Origin of the sequence: Citrobacter sp. MGH110, assembly GCF_001037515.1 — a bacterium.
GTDB classification, from domain to species: Bacteria; Pseudomonadota; Gammaproteobacteria; order Enterobacterales; family Enterobacteriaceae; genus Citrobacter; species Citrobacter portucalensis.
The window spans coordinates 594,684-613,196 of sequence record NZ_KQ089831.1; the positions used below are offsets into that span (position 1 = coordinate 594,684).

The 18,513-nt window shown below is 54.9% G+C and carries 19 protein-coding genes and 1 tRNA gene; 13 read left to right on the plus strand and 7 right to left on the minus strand.

Features of this window, described 5'->3' with window-relative positions:
* The first annotated feature begins 38 nt into the window (after window positions 1–38).
* The 7 genes from SK38_RS18870 to ureG are packed head-to-tail and all read left to right on the plus strand — an operon-like array spanning window position 39 to window position 4,968.
* Window positions 39–863: an urease accessory protein UreD gene (locus tag SK38_RS18870; RefSeq protein WP_197089508.1), complete on the plus strand. Its 825-nt coding sequence runs from the start codon at window positions 39–41 to the stop codon at window positions 861–863.
* 10 nt (window positions 864–873) lie between these two features.
* Complete coding sequence (locus tag SK38_RS18875; protein WP_003024678.1) at window positions 874–1,176, plus strand: urease subunit gamma; 303 nt, start codon at window positions 874–876, stop codon at window positions 1,174–1,176.
* A 9-nt stretch (window positions 1,177–1,185) separates the two neighbouring features.
* Window positions 1,186–1,506: an urease subunit beta gene (locus tag SK38_RS18880; RefSeq protein WP_003828455.1), complete on the plus strand. Its 321-nt coding sequence runs from the start codon at window positions 1,186–1,188 to the stop codon at window positions 1,504–1,506.
* Entirely contained in the window at window positions 1,499–3,202 is a 1,704-nt protein-coding gene (gene ureC / locus SK38_RS18885; protein ID WP_048236792.1) for an urease subunit alpha, read from the plus strand. The genes SK38_RS18880 and ureC overlap by 8 nt, the downstream gene beginning before the upstream one ends.
* 9 nt (window positions 3,203–3,211) lie before the next feature.
* Entirely contained in the window at window positions 3,212–3,670 is a 459-nt protein-coding gene (gene ureE, locus SK38_RS18890) for an urease accessory protein UreE (RefSeq protein WP_048236793.1), read from the plus strand.
* Entirely contained in the window at window positions 3,670–4,341 is a 672-nt protein-coding gene (locus SK38_RS18895; RefSeq protein WP_048236795.1) for an urease accessory protein UreF, read from the plus strand. Before ureE ends, SK38_RS18895 begins: the two co-directional genes overlap by 1 nt.
* A gap of 9 nt (window positions 4,342–4,350) precedes the next feature.
* A complete protein-coding gene (gene ureG, locus SK38_RS18900) occupies window positions 4,351–4,968 on the plus strand; it encodes an urease accessory protein UreG (protein WP_003838095.1) in 618 nt (205 codons plus the stop codon).
* Window positions 4,969–5,056: 88 nt separating this feature from the next.
* Here the strand turns inward: ureG and tsaD are convergent, their stop codons facing one another.
* The gene (gene tsaD / locus SK38_RS18905) at window positions 5,057–6,070 is read right to left on the minus strand and encodes a tRNA (adenosine(37)-N6)-threonylcarbamoyltransferase complex transferase subunit TsaD (protein WP_048236797.1); all 1,014 of its coding nucleotides are present in this window, start codon (window positions 6,068–6,070) and stop codon (window positions 5,057–5,059) included.
* Between the two features lie 236 nt (window positions 6,071–6,306).
* Here tsaD and rpsU point away from each other — a divergent pair, with 236 nt between their 5' ends.
* The 3 genes from rpsU (at window position 6,307) to rpoD (ending at window position 10,517) form a co-directional block, all read left to right on the plus strand.
* A complete protein-coding gene (gene rpsU, locus SK38_RS18910; protein WP_001144069.1) occupies window positions 6,307–6,522 on the plus strand; it encodes a 30S ribosomal protein S21 in 216 nt (71 codons plus the stop codon).
* A gap of 237 nt (window positions 6,523–6,759) precedes the next feature.
* On the plus strand, window positions 6,760–8,505 hold the full coding sequence (gene dnaG / locus SK38_RS18915) for a DNA primase (RefSeq protein WP_003828467.1): 1,746 nt from the start codon (window positions 6,760–6,762) through the stop codon (window positions 8,503–8,505).
* A 164-nt stretch (window positions 8,506–8,669) separates the two neighbouring features.
* Window positions 8,670–10,517, plus strand: coding sequence for an RNA polymerase sigma factor RpoD (gene rpoD, locus SK38_RS18920; protein WP_003024699.1), 1,848 nt, complete (start codon window positions 8,670–8,672; stop codon window positions 10,515–10,517).
* Window positions 10,518–10,562: 45 nt separating this feature from the next.
* Here the strand turns inward: rpoD and mug are convergent, their stop codons facing one another.
* Window positions 10,563–11,069 (minus strand): G/U mismatch-specific DNA glycosylase, encoded by a 507-nt coding sequence (mug, locus tag SK38_RS18925; RefSeq protein ID WP_008785849.1) that lies wholly within the window; start codon window positions 11,067–11,069, stop codon window positions 10,563–10,565.
* Between the two features lie 125 nt (window positions 11,070–11,194).
* Here mug and SK38_RS18930 point away from each other — a divergent pair.
* Window positions 11,195–11,270: transfer RNA gene (locus SK38_RS18930), tRNA-Ile, on the plus strand.
* Window positions 11,271–11,539: 269 nt separating this feature from the next.
* Here SK38_RS18930 and SK38_RS18935 read toward each other — a convergent pair.
* From SK38_RS18935 to SK38_RS18955, 5 genes are all read right to left on the minus strand, one after another.
* Window positions 11,540–11,863 (minus strand): DUF1889 family protein, encoded by a 324-nt coding sequence (locus SK38_RS18935; protein WP_001573898.1) that lies wholly within the window; start codon window positions 11,861–11,863, stop codon window positions 11,540–11,542.
* A gap of 109 nt (window positions 11,864–11,972) precedes the next feature.
* A complete protein-coding gene (locus tag SK38_RS18940) occupies window positions 11,973–13,787 on the minus strand; it encodes a diol dehydratase reactivase subunit alpha (RefSeq protein ID WP_048236799.1) in 1,815 nt (604 codons plus the stop codon).
* A 10-nt stretch (window positions 13,788–13,797) separates the two neighbouring features.
* Window positions 13,798–14,226 carry a diol dehydratase small subunit gene (locus tag SK38_RS18945; RefSeq protein WP_048236800.1) on the minus strand — a complete coding sequence of 143 codons (429 nt, stop codon included), beginning with the start codon at window positions 14,224–14,226 and terminating at the stop codon, window positions 13,798–13,800.
* 2 nt (window positions 14,227–14,228) lie between these two features.
* Entirely contained in the window at window positions 14,229–14,813 is a 585-nt protein-coding gene (locus SK38_RS18950) for a propanediol/glycerol family dehydratase medium subunit (RefSeq protein ID WP_008785852.1), read from the minus strand.
* Window positions 14,814–14,824: 11 nt separating this feature from the next.
* A complete protein-coding gene (locus tag SK38_RS18955) occupies window positions 14,825–16,492 on the minus strand; it encodes a propanediol/glycerol family dehydratase large subunit (protein ID WP_032945056.1) in 1,668 nt (555 codons plus the stop codon).
* A 392-nt stretch (window positions 16,493–16,884) separates the two neighbouring features.
* Here SK38_RS18955 and SK38_RS18960 point away from each other — a divergent pair, with 392 nt between their 5' ends.
* Window positions 16,885–17,313, plus strand: a complete 429-nt coding sequence (locus SK38_RS18960; RefSeq protein ID WP_003828504.1) for a GlcG/HbpS family heme-binding protein — start codon at window positions 16,885–16,887, stop codon at window positions 17,311–17,313.
* A 22-nt stretch (window positions 17,314–17,335) separates the two neighbouring features.
* Window positions 17,336–18,499 (plus strand): 1,3-propanediol dehydrogenase, encoded by a 1,164-nt coding sequence (gene dhaT, locus SK38_RS18965; RefSeq protein ID WP_016157511.1) that lies wholly within the window; start codon window positions 17,336–17,338, stop codon window positions 18,497–18,499.
* Window positions 18,500–18,513: the final 14 nt, after the last annotated feature.

Genomic DNA, 18,513 nt, shown 5'->3' on the forward strand with positions numbered 1-18,513 from the left:
TTGTATGCAAACACCCTCATGCTGATAAGGGAAACGCTCTGGACACGGTTGCGCACGAGACACTCACACGGGGCTGGCAGGCCGAACTGGATCTGCATTTTACCTGCACCGGGCACAAAACGGTGCTCGCCTCGGCGCGTCATCATGGTCCATTGACGGTTCAACGCCCGTTTTACCCGGAAGAGGACGTTTGCCATCTCTATTTGCTTCATCCACCGGCGGGGATCGTCGGCGGGGATGAGATCCATATCGCCGTAACGCTCGACGAAAACAGCCACGCGTTAATCACCCAGCCTGGTGCGGGAAAGTTTTACCGCAGCCGTGGACCGCAGGCATTACTGCGCCAGCATTTTACCCTCACTCCTCACGCGACGCTGGAGTGGCTGCCGCAGGATACGATCCTCTTTCCCGGTGCCAACGCCGCTATTCAGACCGTCTTTCATCTGACATCCGCAAGCCGCCTGCTGGCCTGGGATCTGCTATGTCTTGGCCGACCGGTTATGCAGGAGACCTTCAATTACGGCACGCTGCAAAACCGCCTGGAAGTATGGCGAGATGGGCAGCCACTGCTGATAGAACGCTTGCAGTTGCAGGAGGGGAATCTGAGCGGCGTCGCACATCATCCCTGGGTCGGCACGTTGCTGTGTTATCCGGCCAGCGAACATATGCTCGAGGGCACGCGGGAGCGGCTTACAGCGCTTGGCGATTACGCCGGGGCAACGCTTAACGATTCGCTGCTGACAATCCGTTTTCTTGCTAGCGACAACCTGGTTGTCCAGCGCGTTATGCGTGACATCTGGCAATTTCTGCGCCCGCTGCTGACACACAAAGCGCCCGTACTCCCGCGAATCTGGCAAACCTAAGAGACCCCTTATGGAACTGACTCCCAGAGAAAAAGACAAGCTGTTGCTGTTTACCGCCGCGCTGGTGGCGGAACGTCGCCTGGCCCGCGGGCTGAAGCTGAACTACCCGGAATCGGTGGCGCTAATTAGTGCTTTCATCATGGAAGGGGCGCGGGACGGGCAAACCGTGGCCGCGCTGATGGAAGACGGGCGTCACGTCCTGCGCCGCGATCAGGTGATGGAAGGCGTACCGGAGATGATCCCGGATATTCAGGTTGAAGCCACATTTCCGGACGGATCGAAGCTGGTCACCGTCCACAATCCGATCGTCTAAGGAGCGGCAATGATCCCAGGTGAATATCAGATCGCAAAAGGCAATATTGCGCTTAATCAGGGGCGGGAGATCTGCACGATCGTGGTGGAAAATCATGGCGACAGACCCATCCAGGTGGGATCGCACTATCACTTTTACGAAGTAAACCCGGCGCTGCGCTTTGACAGGCTGGCTGCACGCGGTTTTCGTCTGAACATTGCTGCGGGCACTGCGGTGCGTTTTGAGCCAGGACAAAAACGCGAAGTCGAACTGGTGCGCGTTGCTGGTGCACAAAGGATCGTGGGTTTTCGCAGCGAAGTGATGGGCGCACTGGAGGCAGATAATGAGTGACATTTCCCGGCAGGCGTACGCCGACATGTTTGGCCCAACCACCGGCGATAAAGTGCGCCTGGCGGATACCGACCTGTGGATCGAGGTGGAACAAGACTTCACCACCTACGGCGAAGAGGTCAAATTCGGCGGCGGAAAAGTGATCCGCGACGGCATGGGCCAGGGACAAATGCGCGCCGATGCATGCGTGGATCTGGTGATCACCAACGCGCTGATCGTCGATCACTGGGGGATCGTGAAAGCGGATATCGGCATCAAAAACGGCAGGATCTTCGCTATCGGCAAAGCAGGTAATCCCGATATTCAACCCAACGTCACGATCCCGATAGGCGTGGGAACTGAAGTCATTGCCGGGGAAGGCAAGATCGTCACCGCGGGCGGCGTGGATACGCATATTCACTGGATATGCCCACAGCAGGCGCAGGAGGCGCTGGTTTCTGGCGTGACGACGATGATCGGCGGAGGCACCGGTCCGGCAGCAGGAACCAACGCCACCACCTGCACGCCGGGCCCCTGGTACATCGCGCACATGCTGCAGGCGGCAGATGCGTTGCCGGTTAACATTGGTTTGCTGGGTAAAGGCAATGGCTCAAATCCAGACGCCCTGCGCGAGCAAATCAGCGCGGGCGCAATTGGCCTGAAAATCCATGAAGACTGGGGCGCCACGCCTGCCGCTATCGACTGCGCGCTGACTGTGGCCGACGAGATGGACATCCAGGTCGCGCTGCATAGCGATACGCTCAATGAGTCCGGTTTCGTTGAAGATACGCTGGCGGCGATTGGCGATCGCACCATTCATACTTTTCACACTGAAGGCGCGGGCGGCGGCCATGCACCGGATATCATCACCGCCTGCACGCATCCGAATATTCTGCCCTCCTCCACTAACCCGACGCTGCCCTATACCGTCAACACCATCGACGAGCATCTCGACATGCTGATGGTTTGCCACCACCTCGATCCGGATATCGCCGAAGACGTGGCCTTTGCCGAATCCCGCATTCGCCGGGAAACGATCGCTGCCGAAGATGTGCTGCATGACATTGGCGCGTTTTCCCTGACCTCGTCCGATTCACAGGCGATGGGGCGCGTTGGCGAAGTGATCCTGCGTACCTGGCAGGTGGCGCACCGCATGAAGGTTCAGCGTGGCCCGTTGGCAGAAGAAACCGGTGACAACGACAACCTGCGCGTTAAACGCTACGTCGCCAAATACACCATCAACCCGGCATTAACCCACGGTATTGCCCATGAAGTCGGCTCCGTTGAGCCTGGCAAACTGGCCGATCTGGTGCTGTGGTCGCCCGCCTTTTTTGGCGTAAAACCGGCGACGATCGTCAAGGGCGGGATGATCGCCTGCGCGCCAATGGGCGATATCAACGCCTCGATCCCCACCCCGCAGCCGGTGCATTACCGCATGATGTTCGGCGCGCTTGGCGCGGCGCGGCACCACACCCGGCTGACCTTTATTTCGCAGGCCGCTGACGCGCAAAACATCCCGCAGCAGCTCAATCTGCAAAGCGCTATCGCCGTCGTCAAAGGCTGTCGGACGGTGAAAAAGGTCGACATGATCCACAACGGCCTGCAACCCAATATCACCGTCGATGCTCAGACTTACGAGGTGCGTATTGATGGCGAACTTATCACCAGCGAACCGGCAGATGTTTTGCCGATGGCGCAACGCTATTTTCTGTTTTGAGGAGTGACGATGATCTATCTGACCCAACGCCTTGACCACGCTCACCGCGTTACTGCAAGCGTCACGCTGCCCATTGATGTCCGGGTAAAAAGTCGCGCCAGGGTAGCACTGAACGACGGTCGCGAAGCCGGGCTAATGCTACCGCGTGGTTTGCTGCTGCGTGGTGGCGATCTGCTAAGTACCGACGATGGCAGCGAAGTGATCGAAGTGATCGCCGCACCGGAGTCGGTTTCCGTGGTGCGCTGCGACGATCCTTTCCTGCTCGCCAAAGCCTGTTATCACCTCGGTAATCGCCACGTTCCGCTGCAAATCCTGCCTGATGAACTGCGTTACCATCACGATCATGTGCTGGACGACATGCTGCGCCAGTTCAACCTTGAGGTGACATTCGCCCAGTTGCCGTTTGAACCTGAAGCAGGCGCTTATGCCAGTGAATCACACGGGCATCACCACGGCCATGCGCACTGATGCATAACAGCCAACAGCTACGTCTGATGCAGCTCGCCAGCAGCGTGCTCCCGGTAGGGTCATTTACCTGGTCCCAAGGTCTGGAGTGGGCGGTGGAAATCGGCTGGGTGAAAAGCGTCGATGACTTCTCTGCCTGGCAAATCCAGCAGATGGAGCAGAACTTTTTTACCGTTGACCTACCGCTGCTGGCGAGACTGTATCGCGCCTGCGAGCTGGACGATCTCGACGCAGCACGCCGCTGGAGCGCTTACCTGCTGGCCTGTCGCGAAACCCGCGAACTGCGGGATGAAGAACGCAGTCGGGGTGCGGCGTTTACGCGGCTGGTCACCGACTGGGAGTCGGATTGCTCGCGAGAGTGGCGCACCCTCTTTGTCGACAGCCAACTCTGCGGCATGGCCTGGCTGGGCGTGCGCTGGAAAATTCCCCTGACGGAGCTGGCGTTAAGCCTCGGCTACAGCTGGATTGAGAGCGCTGTCATGGCTGGCGTCAAGCTGGTTCCTTTTGGACAACAGGCGGCCCAGCGTTTGATTATTGCGCTCTGCGATCGCTATGCGCAGGGTTTGGCACAGGCGCTGACGTGTCCTGACACCAGCCTCGGCTCCGCAACGCCGTTGGCCGCTATCGCGTCTGCCCGGCATGAAACCCAATATTCCCGATTATTCCGCTCCTGAGGAGAAAAAATGAGTAACTACAAGCATCCCCTGCGTGTGGGCGTTGGCGGCCCGGTTGGCTCCGGCAAAACGGCGCTGCTGGAAGCGTTATGCAAAGCCATGCGCAGCAGCTATCAGTTGGCGGTGGTGACCAACGATATCTACACCAAAGAAGATCAGCGCATTCTCACCGAGGCTGGCGCACTGGAACCGGACAGAATCGTTGGTGTGGAAACCGGTGGCTGCCCGCATACCGCCATCCGCGAAGATGCGTCGATGAATCTGGCCGCCGTAGAAGCGCTGAGCGAGAAATTCGGCAATCTGGATCTGATTTTTGTGGAAAGCGGCGGCGATAACCTGAGCGCCACCTTTAGCCCGGAACTCGCGGATCTGACGATCTATGTGATCGATGTTGCTGAAGGCGAGAAGATCCCGCGTAAAGGTGGTCCGGGGATCACCAAATCCGATTTTCTGGTGATCAATAAAACCGATCTTGCCCCTTACGTCGGCGCATCGCTGGAGGTGATGGAGCGCGATACTTTGCGCATGCGCGGCGAGCGTCCATGGACGTTTAGTAATTTAAAATCTGGAGAAGGCCTGGAAAAAATTATCGCGTTTCTGGAAGAGAAAGGAATGTTGCGGATGTAGTGAGAGCTATCGCCGGGCGGCGGATTCGCCTGACCCGGTCTACGGTTTTGTAAGCCCGGTAAACGCAGCGCCACCGGGCAAAAAAAACTTATGCTGCCGGTAATTCCGCCAGCGGCCAGCGTGGGCGCACGGTCACGCCAAGATCCGCCGTTGCACCCGCTTTAAAGCGCACCATGCCCGCGTAGGCGATCATCGCCCCGTTATCGGTACAAAATTCCGGACGCGCGTAAAACACTTCGCCACGACGTTTTTGCATCATCTCGGCCAGTTTTGCGCGCAGCGTACGGTTCGCACTCACGCCCCCCGCCATCACCAGACGTTTAAAACCGGTTTGATCCAGCGCGCGTTTGCACTTGATCATCAGCGTATCAACTACCGCGTCTTCAAACGCACGGGCGATATCAGCGCGGGTCTGATCGTCATTTTCGTTATTACGAATGGTATTCGCAGCGAAGGTTTTCAAACCTGAGAAGCTGAAATCCAGCCCCGGACGGTCAGTCATCGGACGCGGGAAGACAAAACGTTTTTCAACGCCTTGTGATGCCAGCTTTGACAGCAAAGGGCCACCAGGATAATCCAATCCCAGCAGCTTGGCGGTTTTGTCGAACGCTTCACCGGCAGCATCATCAATCGATTCGCCCAGCAATTCATACTGACCGATACCGGTGACGCTGATCAGCTGCGTGTGACCGCCGGAAACCAGCAGCGCGACGAACGGGAACGCAGGGGGATTATCTTCCAGCATTGGCGCGAGCAGATGCCCTTCCATGTGGTGCACAGGAATTGCCGGTACGCCCCAGGCGAACGCCAGCGAACGTCCTACGGTTGCGCCAACCAGCAGCGCGCCAACCAAACCAGGACCTGCGGTATACGCTACCGCATCAATCTCTTTTGCCGTCAGTCCCGCTTCTTTCAGCGCGGCCTGGATCAACGGTACGGTTTTACGTACGTGATCGCGCGAGGCCAGTTCTGGCACCACGCCGCCGTAGTCAGCATGTAATTTCACCTGACTATACAATTGGTTGGCTAAAAGACCTTTTTCATCGTCGTAAATGGCGATGCCGGTTTCATCGCAGGATGTTTCAATACCCAGTACACGCATGACTTGTTTTACCTCGCTCTATTACCGCGCAGTGTAGGACCAATGCGGGTTGATGTAAAACTTTGTTCGCCCCAGGAGTTTCGCTCGTGTATACTCCTTGTCCTTATAAAAGTCCCTTTCAAAATCGCGTCGGTGCTTTACAAAGCAGCAGCAATTGCAGTAAAATTCCGCACCATTTTGAAATAAGCTGGCGTTGATGCCAGCGGCAAACCGAATTTATTAAAGGTGAGAGTTACATGCCGGTAATTAAAGTACGTGAAAACGAGCCGTTCGACGTAGCACTGCGTCGCTTCAAGCGTTCATGCGAAAAAGCAGGTGTTCTGGCGGAAGTTCGTCGTCGTGAGTTCTATGAAAAACCGACTACCGAACGTAAGCGCGCTAAAGCTTCTGCTGTGAAACGTCACGCGAAGAAACTGGCTCGCGAAAACGCACGCCGTACTCGTCTGTACTAATCCATTGAGAGCCAAAGCTCTCAATTCAGACTGAGTTGTAGTTGTAAGGCCGTGCTTCCGGAAGGAATGCGCGGCTTATTTTCGTTTATACACGTCATCATTCAAGCTGCCTCAGTGTTGGCTGCAGTCGCTCACCCCAGTCACGTACTGCTGTACGCTCCTGAGGATTCGCTTCCTTGCCGCCTTGATGCATCCTGAATGATTTTGTGTATATGAGTCATCAAAAAACAGGGGCTTATGGCTGGACGAATTCCTCGCGTTTTTATCAATGACCTGCTGGCAAGAACCGACATCGTCGATCTCATCGACGCGCGGGTAAAGCTGAAAAAGCAGGGCAAAAATTATCACGCGTGCTGTCCGTTCCATAACGAAAAAACCCCCTCTTTCACCGTAAACGGTGAAAAACAGTTTTATCACTGCTTTGGGTGTGGCGCGCATGGCAACGCCGTCGACTTTCTCATGAACTACGACAAGCTCGAGTTTGTGGAAACCGTCGAAGAACTGGCCGCAATGCACAACCTCGAAGTGCCCTATGAAGCAGGCAGTGGCCCCAGTCAGATAGAGCGCCATCAACGGCAAAGCCTTTATCAATTGATGGACGGCCTGAACACTTTTTATCAACAGTCTTTGATGCAGCCCGCCGCTACCCCTGCGCGCCAGTACCTGGAAAAGCGAGGATTAAGTAGCGACGTTATCACCCGTTTTGCTATTGGTTTTGCGCCCCCCGGCTGGGACAACGTCCTGAAACGGTTTGGCGGCAATGCTGAGAATCGCAAATCGCTGGTCGATGCGGGGATGTTGGTCACCAACGATCAGGGACGCAGTTACGATCGCTTCCGCGAACGGGTGATGTTCCCCATTCGCGACAAACGTGGTCGGGTCATTGGTTTTGGTGGACGCGTGCTGGGCGATGCCCTGCCGAAATATCTGAACTCCCCGGAAACCGATATTTTCCATAAAGGCCGCCAGCTGTATGGCCTTTATGAAGCCCAGCAGGATAACGCCGATCCACAGCGCCTGTTAGTGGTAGAAGGCTATATGGATGTGGTGGCGCTGGCGCAATACGGCATTAACTACGCCGTGGCATCCCTAGGGACGTCAACTACTGCCGATCACATCCAACTGTTGTTCCGCGCGACGAACAACGTAATTTGCTGTTACGACGGCGACCGAGCAGGGCGTGACGCAGCATGGCGCGCGCTGGAAACCGCACTGCCCTATATGACAGACGGACGCCAGCTACGCTTCATGTTTTTACCTGACGGCGAAGACCCCGATACGCTGGTGCGTAAAGAAGGGAAAGAGGCCTTTGAAGCCCGGATGGAGCAGGCGCTGCCGCTCTCCGCATTTTTATTTAACAGCCTGCTGCCGCAGGTGGATTTGAGTACCCCGGACGGACGCGCACAGCTCAGTACGCTGGCATTACCTCTGATTACTCAGGTACCAGGCGAAACGTTGCGCATTTACTTGCGACAGGAGTTGGGGAACAAGCTCGGCATTCTGGATGACAGCCAGCTTGAACGTTTAATGCCTAAACTGGCAGAAAATGGGGCTTCCCGCCCTGTTCCACAGCTAAAACGTACGACCATGCGTATACTTATAGGGTTGCTGGTACAGAACCCGGGCCTCGCCCCGCTGGTTCCACCGTTAGGCGCACTGGATAGTAATAAGCTGCCTGGACTTGGCTTATTCAGAGAACTGGTCAACACTTGTCTGGCTCAGCCAGGTCTGACCACCGGGCAACTTTTAGAACACTATCGTGGCACAAATGATGCTGCGACCCTTGAAAAACTGTCGATGTGGGACGATATAGCAGATAAAGATATCGCGGAAAAAACCTTCACCGACTCACTCAACCATATGTTTGATTCGATGCTTGAACTGCGCCAGGAAGAGTTGATAGCTCGTGAGCGCACACACGGTTTAAGCAGCGAAGAACGCCGGGAACTCTGGACACTGAACCAGGAACTGGCCAAGAAATAACAGAAAGACAAAAGTATTTAACGGCTTAACTGCCGAATATCGATCGGGAAGCCCCCGACAGCCGCACGGAGAGGCAGCGGCAAAATATAAGTATGCCCTCGTTTTGCCGTTGGCGGTTTTACCGCCCAACACCAATCAAACGAATTAAGTGTGGATACCGTCTTATGGAGCAAAACCCGCAGTCACAGCTGAAGCTTCTTGTCCAACGTGGTAAGGAGCAAGGCTATCTGACCTATGCCGAGGTCAATGACCATCTGCCGGAAGATATCGTCGATTCAGATCAAATCGAAGACATCATCCAAATGATCAATGACATGGGTATTCAGGTGATGGAAGAAGCACCTGATGCCGATGATCTGCTGCTTGCTGAAACCTCCAACAGCACCGATGAAGACGCGGAAGAAGCGGCTGCCCAGGTTCTGTCCAGCGTTGAGTCCGAAATCGGTCGTACGACTGACCCGGTCCGCATGTACATGCGTGAAATGGGTACCGTTGAACTGTTAACCCGCGAAGGCGAAATCGACATCGCTAAACGCATCGAAGACGGGATTAACCAGGTTCAATGCTCCGTTGCCGAATACCCGGAAGCTATCACCTACCTGCTTGAGCAGTACGATCGCGTAGAAGCTGAAGAAGCACGTCTTTCCGATCTGATCACTGGCTTTGTCGATCCGAACGCGGAAGAAGACATGGCGCCAACGGCGACCCACGTCGGTTCTGAACTCTCTCAGGAAGAGATGGATGACGATGAAGATGAAGATGAAGAAGATGGCGACGACGACAGCAGCGATGATGACAACAGCATCGACCCTGAGTTAGCGCGTGAAAAATTCGGTGAACTGCGTACTCAGTACGAAATCACTCGCGACACCATCAAAGCGAAAGGCCGCAGCCATGCTGCCGCGCAGGAAGAAATTCAGAAGCTGTCCGAAGTGTTCAAACAGTTCCGCCTGGTGCCGAAGCAGTTCGACTACCTGGTAAACAGCATGCGCGTCATGATGGACCGCGTGCGTACTCAGGAACGTCTGATCATGAAGCTCTGCGTCGAGCAGTGCAAAATGCCGAAGAAAAACTTCATCACCCTGTTCACTGGCAACGAAACCAGCGAAACCTGGTTCAACGCGGCAATCGCGATGAACAAACCGTGGTCTGAAAAACTGCACGACGTGGCAGATGACGTTCACCGCGGCCTGCAGAAACTGCAGCAGATTGAAGAAGAAACCGGCCTGACCATCGAGCAGGTTAAAGATATCAACCGTCGCATGTCCATCGGTGAAGCGAAAGCCCGCCGTGCGAAAAAAGAGATGGTTGAAGCGAACTTACGTCTGGTTATCTCTATCGCTAAAAAATACACCAACCGTGGCTTGCAGTTCCTGGATCTGATTCAGGAAGGTAACATCGGTCTGATGAAAGCGGTTGATAAGTTTGAATACCGTCGTGGTTACAAGTTCTCCACCTATGCAACCTGGTGGATCCGTCAGGCGATCACCCGTTCGATCGCGGATCAGGCGCGTACCATCCGTATCCCGGTACATATGATTGAGACTATCAACAAGCTCAACCGTATCTCCCGTCAGATGCTGCAAGAGATGGGCCGCGAGCCGACGCCAGAAGAACTGGCTGAGCGCATGCTGATGCCGGAAGACAAGATCCGTAAAGTGCTGAAGATCGCTAAAGAGCCTATCTCCATGGAAACGCCGATCGGCGACGATGAAGATTCGCATCTGGGTGATTTCATCGAGGATACCACCCTCGAGCTGCCGCTGGACTCTGCGACCACCGAGAGCCTGCGTGCCGCAACGCACGACGTTCTGGCTGGCCTGACCGCCCGTGAAGCGAAAGTTCTGCGTATGCGTTTCGGTATCGATATGAACACCGACCACACGCTGGAAGAAGTAGGTAAACAGTTCGACGTTACCCGCGAACGTATCCGTCAGATCGAAGCGAAAGCGCTGCGTAAACTGCGCCACCCGAGCCGCTCTGAAGTACTGCGTAGCTTCCTGGACGATTAATCTCGCCGCATAAGCATAAACGCCACCGCAAGGTGGCGTTTTTCTTTACATCCCGCGCATGACCAGCGCATCATCCAACTCGCGATACGCCTCCACCAGCTTATCCAGTGTAATCCGGCTCAATCCGCTGGGATTCGGCAATACCCAAATCTGCGTCGCGCCAATGGTCAGCGTCTGTTTTCCCCACTGCGCCCCACGCTGGCTAAGCCCCTGCTCAAATGCCTGCTTCCCAAGGATAGCGAGCGCGGCTGGCTGATACTCTTCTATTTTCTCAATAAGCAGACGACCGCCGCTACGCATCTCTTGTAGCTTCACTTCATTGGCTTGTACCGTTGGTCTGTCGACAAACTTAGTCACGCCGCAGCGAAAGTCCAACAGATGCTGTGCCTCTTCAGGTTTAAGCTGGCGATCGGTAAATCCCGCCTGATGGATAACCTTCCAGAAGCGATTAGCGGGGTGCGCAAAGGGGAATCCTGTACCTGCGGAAGAAAGCCCCGGATTGATACCGCAAAACACCACCCGCAGCTCCGGTGCCAGTATGTCCTTAACCATAATTACTCCGAACAATACATCAGAGGAACCAGTATAACGGACTGAAAATACATTGTTTATAAAAACAGCATCCGTACGCTTATGTCTGGATTGCAACGCGGAGTTACTTTATAATCCACCGCCACGGCCCCTTAGCTCAGTGGTTAGAGCAGGCGACTCATAATCGCTTGGTCGCTGGTTCAAGTCCAGCAGGGGCCACCAAATATCAAGGACTTGCGAGAAATCGCAGGTCCTTTTTTTATGGGTATTCCGTAGAAATTGGCATGTAGCAAAAAAGAGTTTGCCCTGGAACAAATCAATACTTGCTTGCATCAATATGTTGAATGAGTACACAGAAGAACATGGCTGGCGGGGGCTAAAGCTATTTACGCGATACACCTGTTCAGAAAACAGCATGTTAATGGCAACCCCATCTGGACGCCGCCATCCTGGGATGGAAACGTCCGTTAGAGTTTAATTCGATAGTCAGCTCACACTAGCTCTTTGAGCTGCTCCTGCATATAGGTTGAAAAATACTCTGGGTTCTTGATAAGGATGCGGTTACCGGAGGCGACTTTTTCTGCCCATCCGGCCACTTTTTTCGTGAACTCGGGATTCCATCCCTCTTGCTCACCCCGTGCCATCACAACTTCCGGACTCGCTGGCACACCTAAGTCATGCAAATACTTTAAGATTCCCTTAGCGGTACTTTCATCCATTGAATGTGGTACTGACGCCGAAGTGTTCATACCACCAATAAAATCCAATGCTTTCTCAATTGCTGTTGGCATGCTCTTATCCTTAAAATTAACCACGTGAGAGACACATTTATACTATGTACCCAACTCCGCCGGGATATCAAAGAGAACATCGCCTTTATTTGACTTACCCCGCAGCTAAACGCTTGCGCGGCTGTTTTCTGCGCTATTTTTTTGCTTCTCCGGCTAAAACCAGTCCGGTAGCCACCGCATTACGCGGTCCTTCGGTACCTCGAATATTGCCCTGCCCGGCGACAACGCCGTAATGTGCCAGCGCATCGGTGATCATCTGCGGGATTTCAAAATCCAGCGAAGAACCACCTACCAGCACCACAAAAGTCATATCGCGAATAGAGCCACCGGGTGACACCTGACGTAACGCGCGCAGGCAGTTGGTCACAAAAACCTTCTCTTTGGCCTGTCGGCGCACCAGACGGATTTTTTCCAGCGAAGTCTGGTTATCTACCGGGATCAGCTCACCCTCTTTCAAGTACACCACTTTGGCGAATACTGACGGACTGAGCGGTTCGCGGAAAAACTCCACCGCGCCGTTCTCATGGCGAATGCTGAACAGGCTCTCCACTTTTGCCAGCGGGTATTTTTTAATTTCCTCCGCCAGAAATGCATCGCTTAAGCCCAGCTCAGTTTGAATCAACAGGCTGACCATATTCCCCGCGCCGGCCAGATGTACCGCTTTCACTACGCCGTCGCTATTGATGACGGCGGCATCGGTAGATCCTGCGCCTAAGTCGAGGATCGCCAGTGGTGCGGCGCATCCGGGCGTAGTTAACGCGCCCGCCACGGCCATGTTGGCTTCCACACCACCGACTTCAACTGGGGTATTTAACCGGGCGCTTAGCTCGCTGGCGATAGCCTGCATCTGTAAGCGATCGGATTTCACCATCGCCGCAATGCCAACGGCGTTCTCCATTGAACACTCTCCGGCGATGCCGCCCAGCACCTTGCGCGGAATAAATGTATCGACCGCCAATAGATCCTGAATATGCACCGTGTTCATGTCATGGCCGGTCAGCGAGGCCATCACCTTTCGCACCCGCTCCAGCATGCCGCCTGCGTGCGTGCCTGCTTCACCACGAATATCACACACGGGCGCGCAGGCGCTCATCGCCTGCATAATGGCCTGCGCGCCTTGCGCTACGTCGGCTTCACCGCCACGCTTTTCACCACGGATAAAGATCTTACCCGCCGGGATCACTCTTGATCGCACATCTCCCTGCGGGGTTTTCAGCACCACGGCGGAACGGTTGCCAATCAGCGATCTGGCGATGGGGACAATAGTTTGCGTTTCCTCAGGGGTCAGGGCAAAGAAGGTCGCGATACCGTAAGGATTCGACAGCACCCGCACCACCTGTCCCGGGGCCGCCACTTCCACCGCCGCCAGCACGCCTTCCGGCACCTTCTCCAGCAGAGTGACTTCATCAACCACCGGTATTGGCCGATGCAGGCGATTATTCACCAGCACGCCATCATCTTTTTTCAGGATGGCCGCCACCACGTTGACGCCGCGTTCCAGCGCTTCATTGATAAACCAAACCGCCTCAAGGAAATCCATCTCCTCACCCACCAACGGTATCCAGCCCTGGGCAAATCGATCCTCGCTCAACGCCGCCAACTTCTCCACGGCGATGGTGGTTCCCATGCCCACGCCAACGCCGCCGGGCGTTTGCGGGTTATGGCCAATCATCGTTGATTCGGTAATGATGGTTTCAGTGATGGTTTCCATCGCCACATCGCCAATCACCGGCGCGGCCTCGTTGATGCAGATTTTTGCCACATCCTGCAGCGACCACGGCGTTTTATCCAGCGCCTGCTGCAGGGACGCGACTACTCCGGCGATATTTTCCCGCGTGCCTTTCATCCCGGTCGTGGCGACAATCCCGCTGCCGATAAACCGGCCATCCTGCGCCAACGCCACTTCGGTGGTGGCGTTGCCGATATCGATCCCTGCAATTAACGGCATGCTGCCTCCGTCACTGACTGCCTTTACGCAGCTTATTTCTCTGCTGGTATACCTCTGCCGATTCGCGGACAAACCCGGCGTTCACCGTGGCGTGCCAGGTGTGTTCCAGTTCATCGGCAATGGCCTGCAACTCGGCGAACGAAGAACGAAACGGCCGTAGCGCGTTGTAGATCTCCAGAATGCGGGCATCCGGGATCGCAATCAGTTCTGCCGCACGACGAAAATTGCGCGCCACGGCATGACGCTGCATCTGCTCGGCAATCTGCGCCTGGTACTCCAGCGTTTGCTGAGAAATGCGCACATCCTGCGGTCCTACGTGGCCCGCCAGCACATTCTCAAGGGTAATGTCGGTTAGCGGCTTGCCGCCAGGCGTCTGGATTTTCTCCGGGCAGCGGGTGGCTAATGGGTAATCCTGCGCGGTCATGGTGTTGTCGTTCATGGTCATTCCCTTACCAGTGCAATATGCAACGTGACAGGCGCAGCATCCTGCACCACGTGTTTGGTTTCTTTGATATGAAACAGCGCGGCCTTGGCCATAAATTTAGGGCGCACCATCTGGTCATTGACCACTGGCACCGGCGAAGGCGACTCTTTGCGTGCATATCGCGCGGCGTTTTTACCAATCTGACGATAGGTTTCCAGCGTCAGCAGCGGAGCCTGAGAAAACAGTTCCAGGTTACTTAGCGGCAGCAGATCGCGCTGATGAATCACCGTGGTTCCTTTCGACTGGATACCAATCCCAATGCCTGAGCCGCTGAGATTTGCCGCATCCCATGCCATAAAAGAAACATCCGAGGTGCGCAGGATCCTCACTACTCGCGCATGCAGTCCCTCTTCTTCGATGCCAGCAACCAGCTCTTTCAAAATCGCGTTGTGCGGCATATCAATCAAGGTTTTATGCTGATACTTATCAAAGGCCGGGCCGACGCCAATCACCACCTCATCCACGCGCTCATCCGCGTTAGCCGCCTCGCCTTCGCTCACCTGTAAGGTGAAAACCGGCTTACGTTCAGTTGTGCATTCCACTGTGTACCACCTTATTCGATCGAGCCGGGCTGAACCACGCCCGCAATATTTTTAATTTCCGCCCAGCGTTCGGCACTGATGCGATAGCCGGTACCAGGTCCCTGATAATCATTGATGTCGTTGACGGCGCTGACGACGTCGAACTGGCGATCCAGAATAGCCGACGTTTGCAGGTAATCACCGGTAACACGCTGTCTCAGCATATTGAGGATGTTACTGGCGATATCTTCGAAACCGCTACGGCTTAGTGCGCCGACGATATCCAGCCCGGTGATATTGCGCTTCATCATCTCTTCCACGGCGGCCAGATCTTCCACCACATTGCGCGCGGGCATATCTTTGCTGCCGTGAGCATAAGTAGCAGCTTCGACTTCTTCATCGCTAATCAGCGGCAGGCCCAGTTCGCGGAACACTGCCTGAATGGCGCGTGCGGCCTTATTGCGAATGGCGATGGTTTCCTCTTCCGTGACCGGACGCAGACCGCCGTCAACCATCAGATCGCGTTGCAGAATGTTGTAATCATCGAAATCTTCAGCGTCGAAGTTCGACCCGGCAAACATGTTGTCGTAGTTGGGTACCGCGCTGTAACCGGAGAAAATAAAGTCGGTACCCGGCAGCATCTGCATCAGGGTGCGGGCAGTACGGCGAATATCGGAGTGGGAAAAGGTCTGGTCATTGGCGGAGGCCACTTCAAGGTCGAGCATTGAGGCAATCAGGTTTTCCGCCAGCACCGCGCGGATCCCTGACGGCACTGCGCCGGTCATGCCGATACAGCTGACCGCACCATTTTGCAGCCCCTGTACGCCCGCGCCTTTGGTGATAAAAATGCAGCGCGACTCCAGATAAAGCATCGATTTACTTTCGGAATAGCCCATCAGCGCTTCCGAGCCGGTGCCGGAGGTGTAGCGCATCTTCAGACCACGCGACGCATAAGCCGAGGCGAGAAACGCTTTGGACCACGGCGTGTCATCGCCGTCGGTAAACACAGATTCTGTGCCATACACCGACACCGTTTCGGCATAACTGGTTAGCCCTCGCATCCCCAGCTCCAGCTCCGTAGCCTCTTCAACGGAACATTGCGTCAGCACACCGGGGCGACCGCACTGGGAACCCACCAGCAGTGCCAGGGCGTTAAACGGCGCGTAGCGGGCGATCCCGACCGTCGTTTCCTGCTCGGAAAAGCCGCGGATCCCCGCTTCAGCAGCGTCGGCGGCAATCTGTACCGGGTTATCTTTCAGGTTAGTCACGTGGCACTGGTTGGAGGGAGTGCGTCTGGCGCGCATTTTTTGTAGCGCCATCATCATCTCCACCACGTTCATTTGCGCCATCACTTCCACCGCTTTCGCCGGGGTGATGGCGGTGGTAATGGCAATAATCTCTTCCCGACTGACGTGGATATCCACCAGCATTCTGGCGATCTCCAGCGCGTCGAGCTGCATGGCGCGCTCAGCTTCGGCCACGTTAATCGCATAGTCGGCAATGAAACGGTCGATCATGTCGAACTCGGCTCGGCTCTTACCGTCCAGCTCAACAATACGACCATTTTCCACCTTCACCGACGACGTCGGATCGTAGGGGCTTTCCATGGCAATCAGCCCCTCTTCAGGCCATTCGCCAATCAGCCCATCCTGATTTACAGGCCGCTTCGCAAGCACTTCGAATCGTTTTGATCTTCTCATGATTTATTGACTCAAAAGGTAAAAAATAGGGACGCCGGGCCATATTGCCGGGGACACCACACCCGGCATTCGCCTTTCATCAGCAATGGCCGAACTCTAAATGAGCCAAGCAATAAAAAAATAAAATTAATTTCGTTCCAATTTGGCACCTAATAAAAACGCATCGTTCCATATTGAAACGCAATTCAGGAATATCCATCGTGAATTGTGACGAGGTTAAATGATCATTATCAATAAACGCAAAATCAGGGAAATGGATTTAATTTTTATGAAAACCCCACCCTATTGACTTAATAACGTGCGGCGAGAAAATAAGGTAAAGCCAATGATAAAAATAGCTGTTGCGCGATATGTTTCGTGACCTCAGCCCTACAACATTTTCAGGAGAGACTGTGAATAAGAGCCAACAAATTGCCACCATTACGCTGGCGGCTGCAAAAAAAATGGCGCAGGCCGTTGAGGCTAAAGCGCTTGAGATCAACGTTCCGGTGGTCTTTTCCGTGGTGGATCACGGCGGGAATACGCTGCTAATGCAACGCATGGACGATGCGTTTGTCACCAGCTGTGATATCTCTCTTAATAAAGCGTATACCGCCTGCTGCCTGCGCCAGGGTACCCATGAAATTACCGACGCGGTACAACCTGGCGCTTCGCTATATGGTTTGCAGCTTACTAACCAACAGCGCATTGTTATTTTCGGCGGCGGCTTACCTGTCATATTAAACGGTAAATTAATTGGTGCCGTTGGCGTTAGCGGCGGCACTGTCGAACAAGACAGATTATTAGCAGAAACCGCACTGAATTGTTTCTCTGAATTATAATTTAAATCTAAGAAGGTATATTATGAGCTATCGTATGTTTGATTACCTGGTGCCAAATGTGAACTTCTTTGGCCCCAATGCTATTTCCGTTGTCGGCGAACGCTGCAAACTGTTAGGCGGTAAAAAAGCGCTGCTGGTTACTGATAAAGGTCTGAGGGCTATTAAAGACGGTGCGGTAGATAAAACCCTCACCCATTTACGTGAAGCGGGCATTGACGTGGTGGTTTTTGACGGCGTTGAGCCAAATCCCAAAGACACCAACGTGCGCGATGGTCTGGAGGTCTTTCGCAAAGAGCATTGCGATATCATCGTTACCGTTGGCGGCGGTAGCCCGCATGACTGCGGTAAAGGCATCGGTATCGCGGCAACTCACGAAGGCGATCTCTACAGCTATGCCGGGATTGAAACCCTGACCAACCCGCTGCCGCCTATCGTTGCGGTGAATACCACTGCCGGTACCGCCAGCGAAGTCACCCGCCACTGCGTGCTGACCAATACCAAAACCAAAGTGAAGTTTGTGATTGTCAGCTGGCGCAACCTGCCGTCGGTCTCCATTAACGATCCGCTGCTTATGCTCGGCAAACCCGCTCCGCTGACCGCCGCGACCGGTATGGACGCCCTAACCCACGCCGTAGAAGCCTATATTTCCAAAGATGCCAACCCGGTCACCGACGCCGCCGCTATTCAGGCTATTCGCCTGATCGCACGCAACTTGCGTCAGGCCGTAGCGCTGGGCAGCAACCTGAAAGCTCGCGAGAACATGGCCTACGCCTCTCTGCTGGCGGGCATGGCCTTCAACAACGCCAACCTCGGCTACGTTCACGCAATGGCGCATCAGCTTGGCGGTCTGTACGACATGCCACACGGCGTGGCGAATGCCGTTCTGCTCCCGCACGTGGCGCGCTATAACCTGATCGCTAACCCGGAGAAATTTGCCGATATCGCAGAATTTATGGGCGAAAACACTGACGGACTTTCCACCATGGATGCCGCCGAACTGGCCATTCACGCCATTGCCCGTCTCTCCGCTGACATCGGCATTCCGCAGCATCTGCGCGATCTGGGCGTCAAAGAAGCCGATTTCCCGTACATGGCGGAAATGGCGCTGAAGGACGGCAACGCCTTCTCTAACCCACGCAAAGGGAACGAGAAAGAAATTGCCGAGATCTTCCGTCAGGCATTCTGATAACGCAGGGGGCG